Source organism: Sorangium sp. So ce176 (assembly GCF_051519835.1).
Taxonomy (GTDB): domain Bacteria; phylum Myxococcota_A; class Polyangia; order Polyangiales; family Polyangiaceae; genus Sorangium; species Sorangium cellulosum_G.
Genome location: NZ_CP150371.1, coordinates 9,525,362 through 9,541,045 on the forward strand (window position 1 = coordinate 9,525,362; position 15,684 = coordinate 9,541,045).

The 15,684-nt window shown below is 72.4% G+C and carries 16 protein-coding genes; 10 read left to right on the plus strand and 6 right to left on the minus strand.

Annotation, left to right across the window (positions count from 1 at the left end):
• Positions 1-91: 91 nt before the first annotated feature.
• Both WMF42_RS36010 and WMF42_RS36015 read left to right on the plus strand, forming a co-directional pair.
• On the plus strand, positions 92-1,324 hold the full coding sequence (locus tag WMF42_RS36010; protein ID WP_437687583.1) for a DNA methyltransferase: 1,233 nt from the start codon (positions 92-94) through the stop codon (positions 1,322-1,324).
• A gap of 109 nt (positions 1,325-1,433) precedes the next feature.
• Positions 1,434-1,790, plus strand: coding sequence for a hypothetical protein (locus WMF42_RS36015; protein ID WP_061610642.1), 357 nt, complete (start codon positions 1,434-1,436; stop codon positions 1,788-1,790).
• A gap of 36 nt (positions 1,791-1,826) precedes the next feature.
• On the opposite strand, the gene WMF42_RS36020 is transcribed toward WMF42_RS36015, so the two are convergent.
• Positions 1,827-3,116 carry an NAD(P)/FAD-dependent oxidoreductase gene (locus WMF42_RS36020; protein WP_061610641.1) on the minus strand — a complete coding sequence of 430 codons (1,290 nt, stop codon included), beginning with the start codon at positions 3,114-3,116 and terminating at the stop codon, positions 1,827-1,829.
• A 59-nt stretch (positions 3,117-3,175) separates the two neighbouring features.
• On the opposite strand from WMF42_RS36020, the gene WMF42_RS36025 reads away from it, so the two are divergent.
• The 4 genes from WMF42_RS36025 (at position 3,176) to WMF42_RS36040 (ending at position 5,484) form a co-directional block, all read left to right on the plus strand.
• Positions 3,176-3,496: a 2Fe-2S iron-sulfur cluster-binding protein gene (locus WMF42_RS36025; protein ID WP_061610640.1), complete on the plus strand. Its 321-nt coding sequence runs from the start codon at positions 3,176-3,178 to the stop codon at positions 3,494-3,496.
• Positions 3,497-3,707: 211 nt separating this feature from the next.
• Positions 3,708-4,220: a thiamine pyrophosphate-binding protein gene (locus WMF42_RS36030; protein WP_061610639.1), complete on the plus strand. Its 513-nt coding sequence runs from the start codon at positions 3,708-3,710 to the stop codon at positions 4,218-4,220.
• The gene (locus tag WMF42_RS36035; protein ID WP_061610638.1) at positions 4,217-4,780 is read left to right on the plus strand and encodes a thiamine pyrophosphate-dependent enzyme; all 564 of its coding nucleotides are present in this window, start codon (positions 4,217-4,219) and stop codon (positions 4,778-4,780) included. The genes WMF42_RS36030 and WMF42_RS36035 overlap by 4 nt, the downstream gene beginning before the upstream one ends.
• A complete protein-coding gene (locus WMF42_RS36040) occupies positions 4,777-5,484 on the plus strand; it encodes an NTP transferase domain-containing protein (protein WP_061610637.1) in 708 nt (235 codons plus the stop codon). The genes WMF42_RS36035 and WMF42_RS36040 overlap by 4 nt, the downstream gene beginning before the upstream one ends.
• A gap of 76 nt (positions 5,485-5,560) precedes the next feature.
• Here WMF42_RS36040 and WMF42_RS36045 read toward each other — a convergent pair whose 3' ends face one another.
• Positions 5,561-6,433, minus strand: a complete 873-nt coding sequence (locus tag WMF42_RS36045) for a CDP-alcohol phosphatidyltransferase family protein (protein WP_437687586.1) — start codon at positions 6,431-6,433, stop codon at positions 5,561-5,563.
• Between the two features lie 324 nt (positions 6,434-6,757).
• Here WMF42_RS36045 and WMF42_RS36050 point away from each other — a divergent pair, with 324 nt between their 5' ends.
• A complete protein-coding gene (locus WMF42_RS36050; RefSeq protein WP_233562061.1) occupies positions 6,758-7,126 on the plus strand; it encodes a PDZ domain-containing protein in 369 nt (122 codons plus the stop codon).
• 22 nt (positions 7,127-7,148) lie between these two features.
• Here the strand turns inward: WMF42_RS36050 and WMF42_RS36055 are convergent, their stop codons facing one another.
• Positions 7,149-7,544, minus strand: a complete 396-nt coding sequence (locus WMF42_RS36055; RefSeq protein ID WP_061610636.1) for a YbjN domain-containing protein — start codon at positions 7,542-7,544, stop codon at positions 7,149-7,151.
• Positions 7,545-7,797: 253 nt separating this feature from the next.
• Here WMF42_RS36055 and metK point away from each other — a divergent pair, with 253 nt between their 5' ends.
• A complete protein-coding gene (gene metK, locus WMF42_RS36060) occupies positions 7,798-9,045 on the plus strand; it encodes a methionine adenosyltransferase (RefSeq protein WP_061610635.1) in 1,248 nt (415 codons plus the stop codon).
• Between the two features lie 177 nt (positions 9,046-9,222).
• Here metK and WMF42_RS36065 read toward each other — a convergent pair whose 3' ends face one another.
• On the minus strand, positions 9,223-9,387 hold the full coding sequence (locus tag WMF42_RS36065) for a hypothetical protein (RefSeq protein ID WP_199693934.1): 165 nt from the start codon (positions 9,385-9,387) through the stop codon (positions 9,223-9,225).
• Between WMF42_RS36065 and WMF42_RS36070 the strand changes: the two genes are divergently transcribed.
• On the plus strand, positions 9,386-10,651 hold the full coding sequence (locus WMF42_RS36070) for a hypothetical protein (RefSeq protein ID WP_437694389.1): 1,266 nt from the start codon (positions 9,386-9,388) through the stop codon (positions 10,649-10,651). The two genes, WMF42_RS36065 and WMF42_RS36070, sit on opposite strands and share 2 nt — an antisense overlap.
• 90 nt (positions 10,652-10,741) lie before the next feature.
• Here the strand turns inward: WMF42_RS36070 and WMF42_RS36075 are convergent, their stop codons facing one another.
• Both WMF42_RS36075 and WMF42_RS36080 read right to left on the minus strand, forming a co-directional pair.
• On the minus strand, positions 10,742-11,377 hold the full coding sequence (locus WMF42_RS36075; RefSeq protein ID WP_437687589.1) for a phenylalanine--tRNA ligase beta subunit-related protein: 636 nt from the start codon (positions 11,375-11,377) through the stop codon (positions 10,742-10,744).
• A 161-nt stretch (positions 11,378-11,538) separates the two neighbouring features.
• Entirely contained in the window at positions 11,539-12,861 is a 1,323-nt protein-coding gene (locus WMF42_RS36080; RefSeq protein ID WP_437687590.1) for a phage head spike fiber domain-containing protein, read from the minus strand.
• Between the two features lie 139 nt (positions 12,862-13,000).
• Here WMF42_RS36080 and WMF42_RS36085 point away from each other — a divergent pair, with 139 nt between their 5' ends.
• Positions 13,001-15,664, plus strand: coding sequence for an O-antigen ligase family protein (locus WMF42_RS36085; protein ID WP_233562305.1), 2,664 nt, complete (start codon positions 13,001-13,003; stop codon positions 15,662-15,664).
• The last annotated feature ends 20 nt before the right edge of the window (positions 15,665-15,684 follow it).

Below are 15,684 nucleotides of genomic sequence, written 5' to 3' on the forward strand. Positions count from 1 at the left end.
GCGGCAGGATCCGCCGCGGCAGAGTCCGCCGCAGCAGGGTCCGCGGCACAAGGCGGACGCGGTCCGGCCTGCGCCGCCGGAGCGCCGCGCCGTGGCCGCTCCACCGGAGCGCCGCGCCCTGACCAACGTCGGGGGCGCGACGGTGCTCGAGGGCGATCCGGCCGACGCCGCGATGCTCTCCCACGCGCTCGACGTGGCCAGCTCGAGCACGGCGGAAGAAGCGGCCCGCGCCCACGTGCACGGGTTCCACAGCTACCCGGCCCGGATGCACCCGGACACGGCCCGCCGGCTCATCGAGGGGCTCTCGCGCCCGGGCGAGCGCGTGCTCGACCCGTTCTGCGGCAGCGGCACCGTCCTCGTCGAGGCCCGCCTCGCGGGCAGGGCCGCGGTCGGCGTCGACGCGAACCCGCTCGCCGTGCGCCTGGCCCGGCTCAAGGTGCAGGGCAGCACCCCCGGCGAGCGCGAGCGGCTCGTCGCCGCCGCCCGCGAGGTCGCGGCCGCGGCCGACGAGCGCCGCAAGGCGCGCGCCGGTCCGAGCCGCCGGTACGGGCCCGAGGACGTCGCCCTGTTCGAGCCGCACGTGTTGCTCGAGCTCGACGGGCTCCGCGTCGGCCTCGATCGCCTCACCGGCCACGGCGCCGAGGCGCTGCGCGAGGATCTCGAGCTCGTCCTCTCGGCCATCCTCACGAAGCTCAGCCGCCGCGCGTCCGACACGTCGGAGCACGAGCTGCCGCGGCGCATCGCCGCCGGCTACCCGGCGCGGCTCTTCATCCGCAAGGCCGAGGAGCTCGCCCAGCGCCTCGCCGACGTCGCGGCGCCGCTCGCCGCGAGCCCGCCGGCGATCGTCGAGGAGGGCGACGCGCGCGTGCTCCGCGGCGTCGAGCCCGGCTCGGTCCACCTCGCTGTCACGTCGCCGCCCTACCCGGGCGTCTACGACTACCTCGCCCACCACGAGGCGAGGCTGCGCTGGCTCCGGCTCCGCAGCGCGCGCTTCGAGCAGGACGAGATCGGCGCCCGCCGGCACCTCGATCCGCTCGGCCCCGAGGCCGGCCGCGCGCGCTGGCGCGAGGAGCTCGGCGGCGTGCTCGTCTCGCTCGGGCGCGTGCTCCGCAGCGGCGCGCCGCTCGTGCTGCTCATCGCCGACAGCGTGGTGTCCGGCGCGCCGGTCTACGCGGTCGACGTGGTCCGGGCCGCGGCGTCCGGCGCGCGCTTCACGGTCCGCGCTGTCGCATCGCAGCCGCGCCCCCACTTCCACCGCCCCACCGCGCGCGCCTTCCAGCGCCGCCCGCGCCACGAGCACGCCATCCTGCTGATCCGCGGCTGACCCGCCGAAAATTGCCCCGCGACGCCGGCCTGTGGCAGGGTCGACGGCGTTGTTCAGGGCGCGCGCGGCGACCGGCGGTGGCCGCCGGCGACGCCCCGGGTACACGACGATGGCGAGAGCTCTCCTTCCTCATCTCCTGCTGTGCGGGCTGCTGTGCGGCTCGCCCGTGCTCGGCTGCGGCAAGGCCGGCGGAAGCGCGGGGAGAGCAGGCCTCGACAGCACGGGGGTCGACGCGTGCGACGGCTACCTGGCCGCGATGGCCGCCTGCGCCGGCAAGCTGCCGGCCGGGACCCGGGAGAGCCAGGATGCCGCCATCTCGATCGCGCGCGACGCGCTCGCCGCCAGGGCGGAGGCCGACGACGACGCGCTCGAGGGCGACGCGCGGGCGGAGGCGCGCGGCGCCCTCGAGGCCGCCTGCAAGCAGATGCGCGACGCGGTCCTGGACCGCGCCCCGTGCGGCGGCTGAGGATCGGCGGATCGACAAGGGCGCGCCCGGCGCGCGTCACGCGAAGTCGGGCAGCTCCGGCGGGTACTGCTGCCGCAGGAACGACGCCCACTGCGGCCGCCGCTCGGCGTGGAACACGTCGCCCGCGAGCATGCTCGTGATGAGCTTGCGCATCGTGGGGCGCTGGTTCTGCTCGAAGAGGATCTCGCGGAAGTGGCCCTTGTAGAAGCCCTGCACGACGCCGAGGAACAGGTCGACCGCGTAGCGGACCTCCGCCTCGTAGCCCGCGAACGCGGCGCGCGAGGTGTCCCCGGACTCGAGCGCGCGGTGGATCGCCGTGGCCGCGAGATCGGCGCCCTTCACGGCGAGGTGCGCGCCCGTCGAGAAGAGCGGATCGAGGAAGCCGCCGGCGTCCCCCACGAAGAGCCAGCCGTCGCCGGCGAGCTGATCGATCCGGTACGAGAAGTCGGCGAGCGCCGCCACGGGCCTTGTGCGCCGCGCGTTCGCGAGGAACTCCCGCGCCCAGCCGCTCTGCGCGACCGTGCGATCGAAGAGCTCGTCCAGGCTCTCCCCCTTCCTGCGGCCCCGGATCCAGCTCGAGGAGACGACCGCCCCGACGCTCGTCAGCCCGCCGCGGAACGGGATGAACCAGAACCAGCCGTGCTCGAAGATCACCAGCTGGATGTTGCCCTCGAGGATCCCCTCCTCGCGCACCACGCCCTCGTAGTGGGCGAACAGCGCTGTCTTGTCGAGCTCGGCGAGCTGCGCCTTGCGCCGCAGCCTCGACGCGAGCAGCGTGTCCCGCCCCGTCGCGTCCACGATCACCGGCGCCCGGAGCTCGACGACGGCGCCCGCGTCGGCGCGCGCGGCCGCGGCCTCCCCCGGCGCCGCGTCGCCGGACCGCGCGCACGGCCGCGCGCGCACCCCGACCGCGCGGGAGCCCTCGAACACCACCTCGACGGCCTCCCACGACTCGCGCACCTCCGCGCCGAGCTCCGCCGCGTGCCGGAGCAGCAGCTCGTCGAAGGCGTCGCGCTGCACCTGGTAGGCGAACTCGAACCTCGGGTCGAACGCGTCGGCGAAGCTGTACGTCCGCGTCCGCCCCGTCGACGAGCACAGGAACCGGGCGCCGTATTTGCGAAGGAAGCGCGCGTCCAGCTTCTCCTCGAGCCCGAGCCGCTCGAACACCTCGCGGGAGAGCGGCAGCAGCGACTCTCCGATGTGAAAACGAGGGAACCTCTCGCGCTCGAGCACGAGCGCCCTGCGGCCGAGCCTCGCCAGCGAGGCGGCGAGCGTCGATCCCCCCGGCCCTCCGCCGAGGATGATTGCGTCCCAGCGATCCGTCATGAGCCCGTCGTATAGTGCGTGAGGACGCCCGAGAAAATGCGCTCCAGGAGGAAGCGGCGATGCCCACGGTCGTGTTCGAGGCCAGCGCGCTCGGCCCCGCCGTCACCGCGGAGGCCGGAGCTGGCAGGCTCATCGATATCTGCGACGACGCGCGCGCGCCTGTCGCGTTCTCGTGCCGCGACGCGCGCTGCGCCACCTGCCGCGTCGAGGTCGTCGAGGGCGAGCAGCTCCTCGAGCCGCCCACGCGCGGCGAGCGCGATCTGCTCGATCGCCTCGGCGCCCCGCCGCGGCTCCGCCTCGCGTGCAAGGCCGTGCTCCGCGCCGGCCCCGGGCTGATCCGGCTGCGCGGCGTCATTGGCGGCCCTGGAGAACGGTGTTAAGGCTCGCCACGCCCTCAGCCCCGGCTCCTCGGATGTGAGCGAGATCCGGCGCCCCCGGAGCTGCCCGCGCGCGGTGACGGCGGGGACCTGCTCCAGGAGCTCATCGATCGCGGCGCGGACGCGCGGGCGATCGACGTCTACAAGGGGTGGCTCGAGATCGACACGTTCGAGGACTACCGTCGCGCCTGGGCGCTGATCAAGGAGTGAGCCGATGTCCCACGGTTCAGGCAAATCGTACGCGCCCGAGCTCGTCGCCGCGCTCAAGGACGCTGGGTTCGACTTCTTCGCCGGCGTGCCCTGCTCTCTCTTGAAGGGCCTCGTCGCGCAGCTCGAGAGCGACAAGGGCGCCCGCTACATCTCGGCGACGCGCGAGGACAGCGCGATCGGGATGGCCGTCGGCGCCTGGCTCGGCGGCAAGCTGCCGACGGTCCTGATGCAGAGCTCCGGGCTCGGCGTCTCCGTGAACGCGCTGGCCTCGCTGAGCACGATGTACGAGGTGCCGACGCTGCTCGTCATCTCCTGGCGCGGCGAGGGCGGCAACGACGCCCCGGAGCACATCATGATGGGCGAGATCATGATCCCCCTCCTCGACCTCATGAAGATCCCCCACCGCGTCCTCCGCGCCGGCGAGCCGATGGAGCCGCAGGTGGGCTGGGCGAAGGACGTCATGCTCTCCACCAGGAAGCCGGCGGCGCTCATCGTGCCCGCGGGGGTGCTCGAATGAACAAGCTCGACGCGCTCAAGGTGTTCACGGCGGCGGTCGGGAAGAGCGACCTCGTGGTCTGCTGCAACGGCGTGATCGGCCGCGAGCTCTACACGACGCAGGATCGGCCCTCGAACTTCTACATGATCGGCTCGATGGGGCTCGGCCTGTCGATCGGCCTCGGCGTCGCGCTCGCGCAGCCGCGCAAGCGGGTCTTCGTGCTCGACGGCGACGGCAACGTCCTCGTGGGCATGAACGCCCTCGCCAGCGTCGGGAGCGAGCGGCCGGTGAACCTCGTGCACGTCGTCCTCGACGACCGATCCCACGCCTCGACGGGCGGGCAGCGGACGATCTCGGGCGACGTGAAGCTCGAGTCGGTGGCGAGCGCGGTCGGCTACCGCGCCACGCACCGCGCCGACGCCGTCGACGCGTTCGACGCGTCGCTGCGCGCCGCGCTCGTGCAGCCCGGCCCGGTCATGGTCCTCGCCCTGGTCGACGGCGGCGCCGTGAAGGGCGTCGGCCGCGTCGCCGAGACCCCGCCGGAGCTCGCCGCCCGCTTCGCGGCGGAGGCGCGCCGGTGAGGGCGATCCTGCTCGCCGCGGGCCGCGGCCGGCGCATCGGCCGCGACGCGCCGAAGTGCCTCATCTCCATCGAGGGCAGGACGCTTCTCGAGCGGCACCTCGTGAACCTCGCCGAGGGCGGCGTCACCGACGTCACGATCGTTGTCGGCTTCCGGCGCGAGATGATCGAGGACGCCCTCGCGTCGCTCCGCCCCTCGCTGAGGGTCGAGCTCATCAACAACCCGCGGTTCGTGCACGGCAGCATCGTCTCGCTCCACGCCGCGGCCGATCGGCTGTCGGACGGCGGGCTGTGGATGGACGCCGACGTGCTGTACCCCGCCGCGCTGCTGCGACGCCTGGTGACCTCGCCCCACGAGAACTGCCTGCTCGTCGACGCGCGCTCCGAGGAGACCGGCGAGGAGATGATGGTCGGCGTGCGCGCCGGCCGCGTCATCGAGATCGCGCGCCGCGTGGGCAAGGGCTGGGACGTCGCGGGCGAGACAGTCGGCTTCGCCAAGGTCGGCCCGCAGGGCGGCCGCGTGATGCAGCGCCTCCTCGAGGAAGAGGTCTCCGCCGGCCGCCTCGATCAGGAGTACGAGGCCGCGATGGACCACGCCTTCCAGGAGATCCCGTTCGGCATCGAGCGCGTAGACGACCTGCCCTGGACCGAGATCGACTTCGAGGAAGACGTGGAGAAGGCCCGCCGGCTGGCGAGCTCGCTCTGACACCCTCGCACCAGTCGTACAATTCCACACATCATCACACACTCGCTCAGGTCCGACCTTCGCGGTGCGGCCGGGCTCAGACAACGGCGAGCTTCGCGCGTCGGGACGCGCTGCGGATGAACCAGCCGTTCAGCAAGAGGACAGCGACGATCCAGACGACCCCGCCCGTCGCGAAGAAGACCTGACCCAGCCAGAGCTGATCGACGAGCAGCGTCAGCACCACCATCGACAGGAACGCGTCTCCGTTCGATATCGCCCAGAGCGCGCCGATGAGGCGCGTGAGCGGCGACGACTCCTCCTGGATCAACAGGTTTACCTGAGCCGCGCTTGTCGACGACCGGCTCCGCTCCGGGTCGAACCACGCGTGCGCGAAGGCGAGGTGGCCCATCCGCCCGATGAAGACGTCGACATGGGCGAAGAACGAGGACGAAGGGCCGAGCGCCTCGGTCTTGCAGCGCAGCGCGTCCACCGTCTCGTCGGTGCCCCGCTCGAAGATCGAGCAGTACTTGAGCCTGAAGTAGTCCGCGGCGAAGGAGCGCAGCGCCGCCTGGAGCATCGCGAGCAGCAGGATCCCGTTCGTGGACAGGACGGCGCTCCATGGGCCCCCCGGCGGCGGGTGGAGGTGAAAGTGCCAGAAGATGCCCGCGTAAAGGAAGCTCACACCGAGCCAGTCCGCCAGGGCGTCAATGGCGTGCCCGGCGGGGCTCGCCATGCTCTTCGTCCGCGCCAGCGCGCCGTCCACGCAGTCCAGGATGGAGCGGAGCTCGAACACGAGCGCTCCGGCGACGAGGGCGCGCGGATCATCGAACGTCACCATGTATCCGGCGAGCGCCGCGAAGAGCGGTTGAACCAGGGTCACCTGGTTGGGGGTGACCGGCGTCCTCATCAGCGCCCGCACGATCCAGCGCGCGATCGGGTACCGGTAATAGCGATTGAGCGGATCCTCCATGCGCATCTTCCAGCCTCCGGGCACGCCGTCGGACTGAGCGGCAGGCGTCGGGCTCTCGGTGGCAGCGCACGGTGCAGGCATCGGCGGTTCCGGCCCGGAATCTAGAGCAGCCTCCCCCGGGAGACCAACGCGTTCGTGAGCGCGCGGGCGGGCTCCCCAGGCGCGCCGTCGTCGTGCAAGCTCGAGCCCCCGGCGCAACGCCGTGCGGGGCGCAGGCGTCCGCCGCGGGCCGCGGAGGAACCGCGTAGTCGAATGCGCTCCGGAGGCCATGCCGAGAATGACGCTTCGCACCCTGTGAGGCTCCCGGGGCGCTATGGTGTCGCCGTGGCAAGCACGTCCTGGAGCGCGGCGCTCCTGCTCATGGCCGCCGGTTGCAGCGCGAGCGTGGGCTCCATCGGGGCCGTCCTGGGGAGAGACAACGAGTCGGAGGCGCTCTACGTGCGCGACGCGCCGCCGGGCCTCGCCGCCGAGCGCGCCGGGCTGATCCCGGGCGACGAGATCCTCATGATCGATGGCGTCTACGTCCGGGATCTCTCCTCGGCCGAGGTGCGCGATCGGCTCCGCGGCGACGTCGGCAGCGCCGTCGAGCTCACGGTCGTCCGCGGGCGCGACGTGCGGCGCGTCCGGGTCGTGCGCGGGGCGCTGAAGGCGCAGGAGGGCATCAAGCCGAGAGAAGAGCGGATCCTGCCTTGATGGCCCGCCGGGGAGGCGCGCCTCACGGCGCGGCGAGCTCCTGCAGCTCGGCATAGTGCTTGTTCGCATAGAACGAGAGCACGTCGACGGCGTCGCGCACCTCGCTGGGGTCGAGGTCCTCAAGGCGGTACTCGACACTCAGGATGACGTCGCCCTCCTCGTCGGCCGAGAGCTTGGCCATGTTGATCTCGCGGTTCAGCCGGAGGAGGCGCCGCACGATCGCCTCGCCCTCCTCGGGCTCCATCGGGAGCCGCACGAACGGGATCACCGCGAACACGACGAACGGGGGCGAGAGCCGCACGAACAGGGGGAAGAGGCGCTCGGCTCCCTGAAAGTCGCTCCGCATCGTGTCGGTGGACACGACCTCCACAGCCCAGCCCTCGCGCTCGAGGCAGGTCCTGATCTCGTCAAACGTCATGGCGCGGCATCATAGCCGCTGGAGATGCGCCTCCGGGAGTGCGCCGGATCGGAACCGCGCGCCGCGCTCGTCCGGTCTGGCGGGCGCCCCGCGGCGAGGAGCGAAGGCCGCGCGGGAAGGCAGCGCGGGGGCCTGACGGCAGCTCGTCCGGCCGGCGCTTTTGTCCGCGCGAGGCCACGGCTCGCGTTGACGGTGCCCCGCGCTCGAACTATGCGTACGGGTCCGTATTTCGAGTCCGCCGAAGGAGCGATTCATGCGCCGTTATCAGTTCACTTCCGAGTCCGTCACCGAAGGACACCCCGACAAGGTGTGCGACCAGATCTCCGACGCCATCCTCGATGGGATCATCGAGAAGGACCCGACGGCCCGCGTCGCCTGCGAGACCCTGGTGAAGACGGGCATGGCCGTCGTGGCCGGCGAGATCACGACCTCGGCGTGGGTGGACATGCCGGTCGTGGTGCGCAACACGATCAAGGACATCGGCTACACCGACGCCTCGATGGGCTTCGATTACGAGACGTGCGCGGTGCTCACGGCGATCGAGAAGCAGTCGCCCGATATCTCCCGCGGCGTCACCGAGGGCGAGGGCCTCTTCAAGGAGCAGGGCGCCGGCGATCAGGGGCTCATGTTCGGCTTCGCGACGGACGAGACGCCCGAGCTGATGCCCGCCCCGATCAGCTTCGCCCACCGCCTCGCGCGCAAGCTCGCCGATCTCCGCAAGTCGAAGAAGCTCGATTGGCTGCGCCCCGACGGCAAGACCCAGGTCACGATCGAGTACGAGGAGCACACGCCCGTGCGCGTGAGCGCGGTCGTCGTGTCGACGCAGCACGGCCCCGAGGTCAAGCACAAGACGATCGTCGACGCGGTGCGGAGCATGATCATCGAGAAGTGCGTCCCGGCCAAGCTGATGGACCGGAACACGAAGATCTATGTGAACCCCACCGGCCGCTTCGTTGTCGGCGGCCCCTTCGGCGACGCCGGCCTCACCGGCCGCAAGATCATCGTCGACACCTACGGCGGCATGGGCCGGCACGGCGGCGGCGCCTTCAGCGGCAAGGACCCGACGAAGGTCGATCGCTCCGCCTGCTACTACGCGCGCTACGTCGCGAAGAACGTCGTCGCGTCGAAGCTCGCCGCGCGCTGCGAGGTGCAGATCGCGTACGCCATCGGCGTCGCGCAGCCCGTCGGCGTACACGTCAACACGTTCGGCACGGGCCGCGTGGGCGACGAGGTGCTCGAGAAGTACATCATGCAGAACTTCGACATGCGGCCGAAGGCGATCATCGAGCAGCTCGATCTGCTGAAGCCCATCTACCGCAAGACGGCCGCGTACGGCCACTTCGGGCGCGACGAGTTCAGCTGGGAGAAGACGAACCGCGCGGCCAAGATGGCCGAGGACCTGCTGCGCCCGACGCTCTCCGCGGTGCCCCAGAAGGTGAACGGCTCCGCCAAGAAGGAGCCGAAGCGCAAGGGCAAGAAGGAAGTGGGCGCCGAGGCCTGATCGTCCAGAACGCCCCGACGCGATCGGGGCGGAGCCAGGCATCCCGCGAGGGGTCGAGAGCGCCGGCGCTGTGAAAGCGCCGGCGCTCTGCGCTTTGTCGACGCGGCGCTCCCCGCCTCGAGCGCCGCGGACGCCGGCCTGGACCGGGAGGCCAGTGCCACGATGTGGGCCCCTGACTCACAAAAAAGCACCGCCCTTCGCCGGGATGGGCTGACTGTTGCCGCCGCTTCTGCTGATAAAATCATCGCCGACTCCCGTATCGCGGATCGATCCGAACCTCCCTGGTTCCATGCGACCTCGAGGAGCACCGATGAGAGCTTGGTTGAATTTCTTGAGCTTCATGGCAGCGGCCGGGTGTCTGGGCGTGGCCTGCACCGGGAACATCGGACCGGTGCTCGACCTCGGCGGCGGGGATGCCGGAAGCGGCGGCACCGGCGGCGGCTCCGGCGTCGGCAGCAGCGGCGGCGCGCCGCCCACGACGACCGACGCGACCACCACCTCGTCCACGGGGACGGGGAGCGTCGACTGCAGCGGCTTGCCGGACGACGACGCGGATGGCGACGGCTTCTCGGAGCTCCAGGGCGACTGCGACGACTGCAACGCGCAGGTCAACCCGAATGCCATCGACCTCCCGGCCGCCAGCGGGGATGGGGGCGCCGCGCCGGAGCCCGTGGATGACGACTGCAACGGCATGCCCGACGACTACGTGCCCGAGATTTGCGACGACGGGCTCTCGCTCGACGACGACAATCCGTACAACGCCGCGAAGGCGGTCGAGCTGTGCAAGATGTCGTCCGGGCCCGGCGACTGGGGCGTGGTCTCCGCGAAGTGGGTCATGGTCGACGGCTCGCCGCCCCCGGAAGGCGAGGAGCTGCGCGCCAACTTCCACCGCGGGCACGGCCTCCTGCCCGGGTTCGGGCCCAAGGTGACGCCGAGGGGAGGCGCGCGCCTGCTCGCCCTCTCGAGCGGCGCGGCGCGGCAGCAGCAAGACGAGGGGTACGAGAGCCCGCAAGGCTTCGACAAGAAGTACGAGAGCGATTTTCCCGAAGGCTTCCCGAAGCACCCTCGCGAGTGCGACGATCTCGTGCCCGCGAAGCCGTCCGACCCGACGGCCATCGAGATCACGATCCGGGTCCCGTCGAACGTCCACGGCTTCTCGTTCCACGTCAATTACGCCACGTTCGATTGGCCGTTTGCGTGCACCGATTTCAACGATTACTTCATCGCCCTGCTCTCGCCGCGGCCGCCTGATCTCATCGACGGCCACATCCTGTTCGACGCCCAGAACAACGCGATGAGCGTCAACAATGCGTTCATCGACGTCTGTACCTGCGAGGGCGAGCGGCCCTGCAACATCAACGGCGTGCAGTACGACTGCGACCGCGGGACGCTGGAGCTGCTCGGGACGGGGTTCGAGAACCGCGCCGGGACGAGCTGGCTCCTCACCTCGGCGCCCGTGGAGCCGAACCAGGAGATCAAGATCCGGTGGGGAGCGTACGACGCCGGAGATCACGAGCTCGACTCGACAGGGCTCGTCGACAACTGGCGGTGGCTCACCGAGGAGGACGTGCGCGTCCTGACGGTGGCGGACCGGCCCGCGCTCTGACGAGGCGCTGGCGCGCGCCGCGCCGGCAGCGCGCTCGGGGCGGGCGGCGGCGGGCGCGCAGCGGCATCCCGCGCCGACGCGCCGGGCGGCTCAGGGGACGATCGGCGCGTCCGAGGTCGCCGCGCCGACGTCGGCGAGCAGCTCCCTGTACCAGCCGGCCGCCTCGGCGGCGCGGCCCGGCAGCGCGCGGCTGCCCCAGAGGACCGAGAGCGTGCGCGTCGTCCCGGCGTGCGTCTTGGTCCGCTGCGAGTCCTTCACGGCGTTCGCGCACGGGCCCTCCGCGTCGAAGACGCAGAGGAGCCCCTCGAGGTCGATCTCCTGCCCCGAGGCGTTGAACACGTAGCGGGCGCCCGCGGGCGCCACGCCGATGCGGAGCGGCGGGCTCGCGCGGTCGAGGTCGATGACGCTGATGGGCAGCCCGGAGTGCAGCGACACGGCGTTGCACGCGTCCACCGCCGCGTTGATGGGGCCGAGCGAGCCGTCCGCGGCTGCGCGGATGAGGTACTCGGAGGCCGGCTTGCCCCGGCCTGTCGGCTTGTAGCCGCCGTGCCGGAGGAGGTCGCGGACGGCCGCGCGCACGGCGTCGTCCGAGCGGAGCGGGGCCGCGGCCTTGTCGGACAGGAAGCCGCGGAGCGCCTCGCTCGCCGACAGCTCGCCGAGCGGCGCGGGGAAGGCGGTGACGAAGGCGGCGGCGTCGAGCAGAGGATGTGCCGAGATCGTGAGCACGCGGCGCACTCTACACCACCGGCGGGGCCGCGCGACGGCGTCCTCGGCGGCGCCCGGCGAACGAGGCGCGGCGCCGGCGCGGGCGAGCCTGGAGGGCGCGGGCGGCGGGCGGCCCCGGCGCAACGCGCGGCGCGCGGCGTCGGGAGCCGCGCCGCGCGGCCTCAGTGGACCTCGTAGAACTCGACGCGGCGTAGATCCGCGCACTCCTGGCTGCCGCCCGGGTCTCCCAGGATGTGGATGCGACCCGACTCGGGGACCTGTATGGCGCCCACCGCCGCCGGCGCGTCGACCGAGATCTCCTGCTCTCCATCGAGGGTGACCTGCAGCGACAGCCCCGCGGGCGAGCTCGATATCTCGACGAGGAGGGCCTGCTCGCGCTCCCACGAGAGGCCCTCTGTGGCCAGGGTCTCTGCGCCGCGGGCGCCCGTCGCGGTCATCACGAGCGCGCCGTCCGAGGCCCGCAGAAACACCCTGTTTCCTGGATCGATGTAGAGGAGATCGTGATCGGCGAGCTGCTCGCCAGAGGCGTAGTTGGGCGCGAGCTCGACGAGCGCCTTGAACCACCCCTTCCAGATCAGCCATTCGGCGTTGTTCGCGTACAGCACGTCCGCCTCGCGCCGGCGCGCGCTGCCTGTGGTCGGGATGGCCGACGACGGGTATCGCGCCGACTCGAGGTTCAGGAACGCGAAGCTCGCCGCGCCCAGCCGCGCTGCCTCGCCCGCCGCGGGATAGAGCCATATTTGCCCGGCGCGATCGGTCTCGACGCCGGTGAAGTCCATGCGCCGCCACGCGCGCGCCGGCGCGAGCACCTTCGTGCGCGCGTCGGACTGGGCGGCATCATCGAAAGCAAAGGCCCGTATCCACGCGAAATCGCCCTCCTCTCCGTCGATATCGCCCAGCCACCCGGAGATGGTCGAGGTCGATCCGTCGCTGCGGTCGACCGGGACATAGGCCGCCGACGCCTGCTCCGCGTCCTCATCGGAGACGCGCCCGGCGGACATCTCGCCATCCGGCCCGTGTGCCTCTGCGATGCTCGCGTCGTAGATCACGCGCCAGGGCCGCTGCCCCGGCGTCGAGAGCGGAATCCGGTTCTCGCGCGCGCCCTCGAGGTTGAGCCCCCAGGGCCTGTCGTCGCCTGTCCGGCGCGCCCGGGGAACGTCCGCCGGTATCCCGCTCACGACGGCGCCCTCGCCGATCTGCACGGTCCTGTCCGGCGTGGGGCTCTCCAGCGTCAGCCAGCGCGGAAGCTCGTAGATCCCCGGCTGCGCCGGGGCGCCCGCGGCCCACCTGGTGAGCATCCCGTTCGGCAGGCCGTCGATGCTCCCTTCGCCGCCAGAACCGCCATCGCCCTCCGCTCGAGTCCCGCCCTCGCCGCTCCGCTCGACCGTTCCCCGCAGATCGAGCGTGCATGTCGACGCCGCGCTCGCCGCGAGGATCACCGACGGAAGGCCCGTTGATGCGAAGCGGCGAGCAGCGGCTTTCATCGACGGATGTTTGTCCTCCCACACTCCCCCTGTCAACGCCGGGAGTGCGCAGGTCGATTCGCGGGTGCCGTGAGCTATCCCGTCCCCACGCGACGAAGATCGACTACGCTGGCTGGCTGTGGAGCGGGAATACACACGCGTGAAGCCGAGGTCGCCGGGCGAGCGCCGTCGCTCGATGGGCGCCGCGGCGCGGAGCCGCCCAGCGAGGGCCGCGCCGCTCGCCGAGCGCGCGATCCCGTGGCTGCTCGCGGCGGCGATCGCCGGGTCCGTGCTCGCGATCGGCGCGGTCCATACGCCCACGCTGGCGCTCGTGTCGTCGATCACGGCGGTCGCCGCCGCGCTCTCGCTCCGCGCGAGCGCGCTCGCGGATCGGGAGTCTCACCTGAGATCGCTGCCGATGCTCACGCTGCTCGGCTTGACGGCGTATACGCTGCTGCAGGCCGCGCCGCTCCCGCTCTCCTGGCTCGAGCTCCTCTCGCCGGCGAGCGCCGACGTCTGGTCGCGCGCCCTGATGCCGCTCGGCGAGGCGCCGCCGCGCTACGCCAGCATCTCGCTCGATCCGGGGGCCACGCTGGTCGAGGCCACGAAATGGCTCACGTATGCGGGCGTGTTCGTCACAGCCGCCTTCGTCGGAGCGCGGCGCGGCGCGAGGCTCGTCATCACCCTCGTCTTCAGCAGCGCGTTCCTCGCCGCCCTCACGACGATCATCCACGGGCTGCTCGGCGCGAAGCAGGTCTACGGCCTGTATCAGCCGCGGTTCTCGGTCGCGCCGTGGCACGTCGGGCCGCTGCTCAACCCGAACAACCTCGCCGGCTACCTGAACCTCGGGGTCCTCTCCGGCGTCGGCCTGCTGCTCACGAGCAGGCCGCTCCTGCCGTCCTGGGTCACCGGCGTCGGGCTCGCCACGATCGTGGGCGTCAGCATCATCTCGTCGTCCCGCGGAGGGCTGCTCGTGCTGCCGCTCGGCCTCGCCCTCTTCGTGCTGCTCTCGCGGTGGCGGCGCGGCAAGCACCGCCCGGGCGGCCGCAGCCAGGGCCCGGCGGCCTGGCTGCTCACCGTCGCGATCGGCGGCGGCGCGCTCCTGGCCGCGCTCGCCACCACGAACCGCACGCTCACGGAGATCGCGGACGATAACCTCGACAAGCTGTCGCTGTTCCGCTCGACGCTCCCGATGCTCGCGGACCACTGGCTGCTCGGCGTCGGGCGCGGCGCGTTCGAGACGGTGTTCCCTGCTTACCGCCAGTCGCCGGGGAACATCGTGTTCACGCACGCGGAGAACTTCGTGATCCAGTGGGCGGCCGAGTGGGGCATCCCGGCGGCCGCAGCGGCGCTCGTCGCGCTCGGCGTCGCGTTCCGGCCCGGCAAGATCGCCCTGAAGGGGAGCACGGCGGCGGTCGGCGCCTGGGTCGGCTGCGTGGCGCTCCTCGCCCAGAACCTGCTCGATCTCGGGCTCGAGGTGCCCGGCGTCGCGATCGCGCTCACGGCGACGCTCGGCGCGCTCTGGGGCGAGGCCTACCACGCGCGGCCGCTGCACGAGGCCCCGGCGGACGGCGCGAGCGCCGAGGGGCGCCGGGCGTGGCGGCTCGCCGCGTACGCCGCGGCGTCCGGGCTCGCGCTCGTCGCCCTGATGCTGCGCTTCGGCTGGCGCGACGTCGATCACGACCGCCGGTCGCTGCGCGCGCTGAGCGAGGCCGGCGCGGCGACAGGCGCCGGCTGGCCGAGCTTCCGCGCAGAGCTCCGCGCCGCGATGCTCCGCCACCCGGGAGAGCCCTATTTCCCGCTGCTCGGCGCGGTCGTGGCGCTGCAGGGCCGGAGCGAGAGCCCGATCCCGTGGCTGCAGCGGACGCTGGAGCGCTCGCGCCGCCACGGCCGCGCCCACCTGCTGCTCGCGGAGGTGCTGGCGTCGCGCGGCGCCAGGGAGCAGGCGTTCCTGAGCCTCCGGCTCGCGGTGGAGGACGACCGCGCCGTGACCGGCGCCGCGGCCATCCTCGCGCGGCAGTGGACCGACAGCTTCGACGAGATCGCGCGCGCCGTGCCGGACGGCGAGGCCGGGGCCGAGATGCTCGAGCGGATGGCCACCGCTGGCAACCGCCGGGACGCGCTGGAGCTGCGGCTGCGTTGCGCGGAGGAGGCGATCGAGCGCGCCCCCGAGCGCGTCGCCGCCCGGTGGGCCGCGGGCGACGTGCTGCTCACGCTGCTGGAGGATCCGAGCTCGCCCCGCTGCGGCGGCCCGGAGGGCGGCGAGGAGAAGCGCGCCGACTGCGAGCGGCAGATCCAGGCGCACGCCGCGGCGATCGAGCAGCGGCAGGAGAGCTCGTTCTTCGCGGTCCAGCTTCGGGCGCGGCTCCTCCTGCTGCACAGGAAGTTCGCCGAGGCGGAGCGGCTCCTCGCGGAGCGCTGCGAGCGGCTGGACAACCGGGTGGGCTGCCTCCGCCTGCGGGTCCAGGCCGCGGCGCAGATGGCCTCGCACGAGCGGTTCCCCCCTGCGGCGCGCGACCTGCTCTCCGCGTCGTGCAGCTCGCTCGCGGCGTGCGCGTCGACGGCGACGTGGGCCGGCGACCTGCTCGTGGCGCGGAAGGACTACCCGTCGGCCGTGACCTACTACGCCCGCGCGGCGCAGGACGAGCCCACCGACGAGCGCCTCCTCAAGCTGGCCAACACGGCGAGCCAGGCGGGCGCGCATGTCGAGGCGGCGAACGCGCTGCAGCGCCTCCTGCAGCGGCGCGGCGGCGACGATCCCGAGCTGCGCAAGCGGGTCCTCGAGGAGAAGGCGAAGGCGCTGGCGTCGCCGCTGGTCCCCTAGGTAGACTGCGCCCCTCGTGC

Coding starts and splice junctions, on each gene's coding strand:
- WMF42_RS36015 (WP_061610642.1), top strand. CDS start 1,434: ATGGCGAGAGCTCTCCTTCCTCATCTCCTGCTGTGCGGGCTGCTGTGC.
- WMF42_RS36020 (WP_061610641.1), bottom strand. CDS start 3,116: ATGACGGATCGCTGGGACGCAATCATCCTCGGCGGAGGGCCGGGGGGA.
- WMF42_RS36025 (WP_061610640.1), top strand. CDS start 3,176: ATGCCCACGGTCGTGTTCGAGGCCAGCGCGCTCGGCCCCGCCGTCACC.
- WMF42_RS36030 (WP_061610639.1), top strand. CDS start 3,708: ATGTCCCACGGTTCAGGCAAATCGTACGCGCCCGAGCTCGTCGCCGCG.
- WMF42_RS36035 (WP_061610638.1), top strand. CDS start 4,217: ATGAACAAGCTCGACGCGCTCAAGGTGTTCACGGCGGCGGTCGGGAAG.
- WMF42_RS36045 (WP_437687586.1), bottom strand. CDS start 6,433: ATGGAGGATCCGCTCAATCGCTATTACCGGTACCCGATCGCGCGCTGG.
- WMF42_RS36055 (WP_061610636.1), bottom strand. CDS start 7,544: ATGACGTTTGACGAGATCAGGACCTGCCTCGAGCGCGAGGGCTGGGCT.
- metK (WP_061610635.1), top strand. CDS start 7,798: ATGCGCCGTTATCAGTTCACTTCCGAGTCCGTCACCGAAGGACACCCC.
- WMF42_RS36070 (WP_437694389.1), top strand. CDS start 9,386: ATGGCAGCGGCCGGGTGTCTGGGCGTGGCCTGCACCGGGAACATCGGA.
- WMF42_RS36065 (WP_199693934.1), bottom strand. CDS start 9,387: ATGAAGCTCAAGAAATTCAACCAAGCTCTCATCGGTGCTCCTCGAGGT.
- WMF42_RS36080 (WP_437687590.1), bottom strand. CDS start 12,861: ATGAAAGCCGCTGCTCGCCGCTTCGCATCAACGGGCCTTCCGTCGGTG.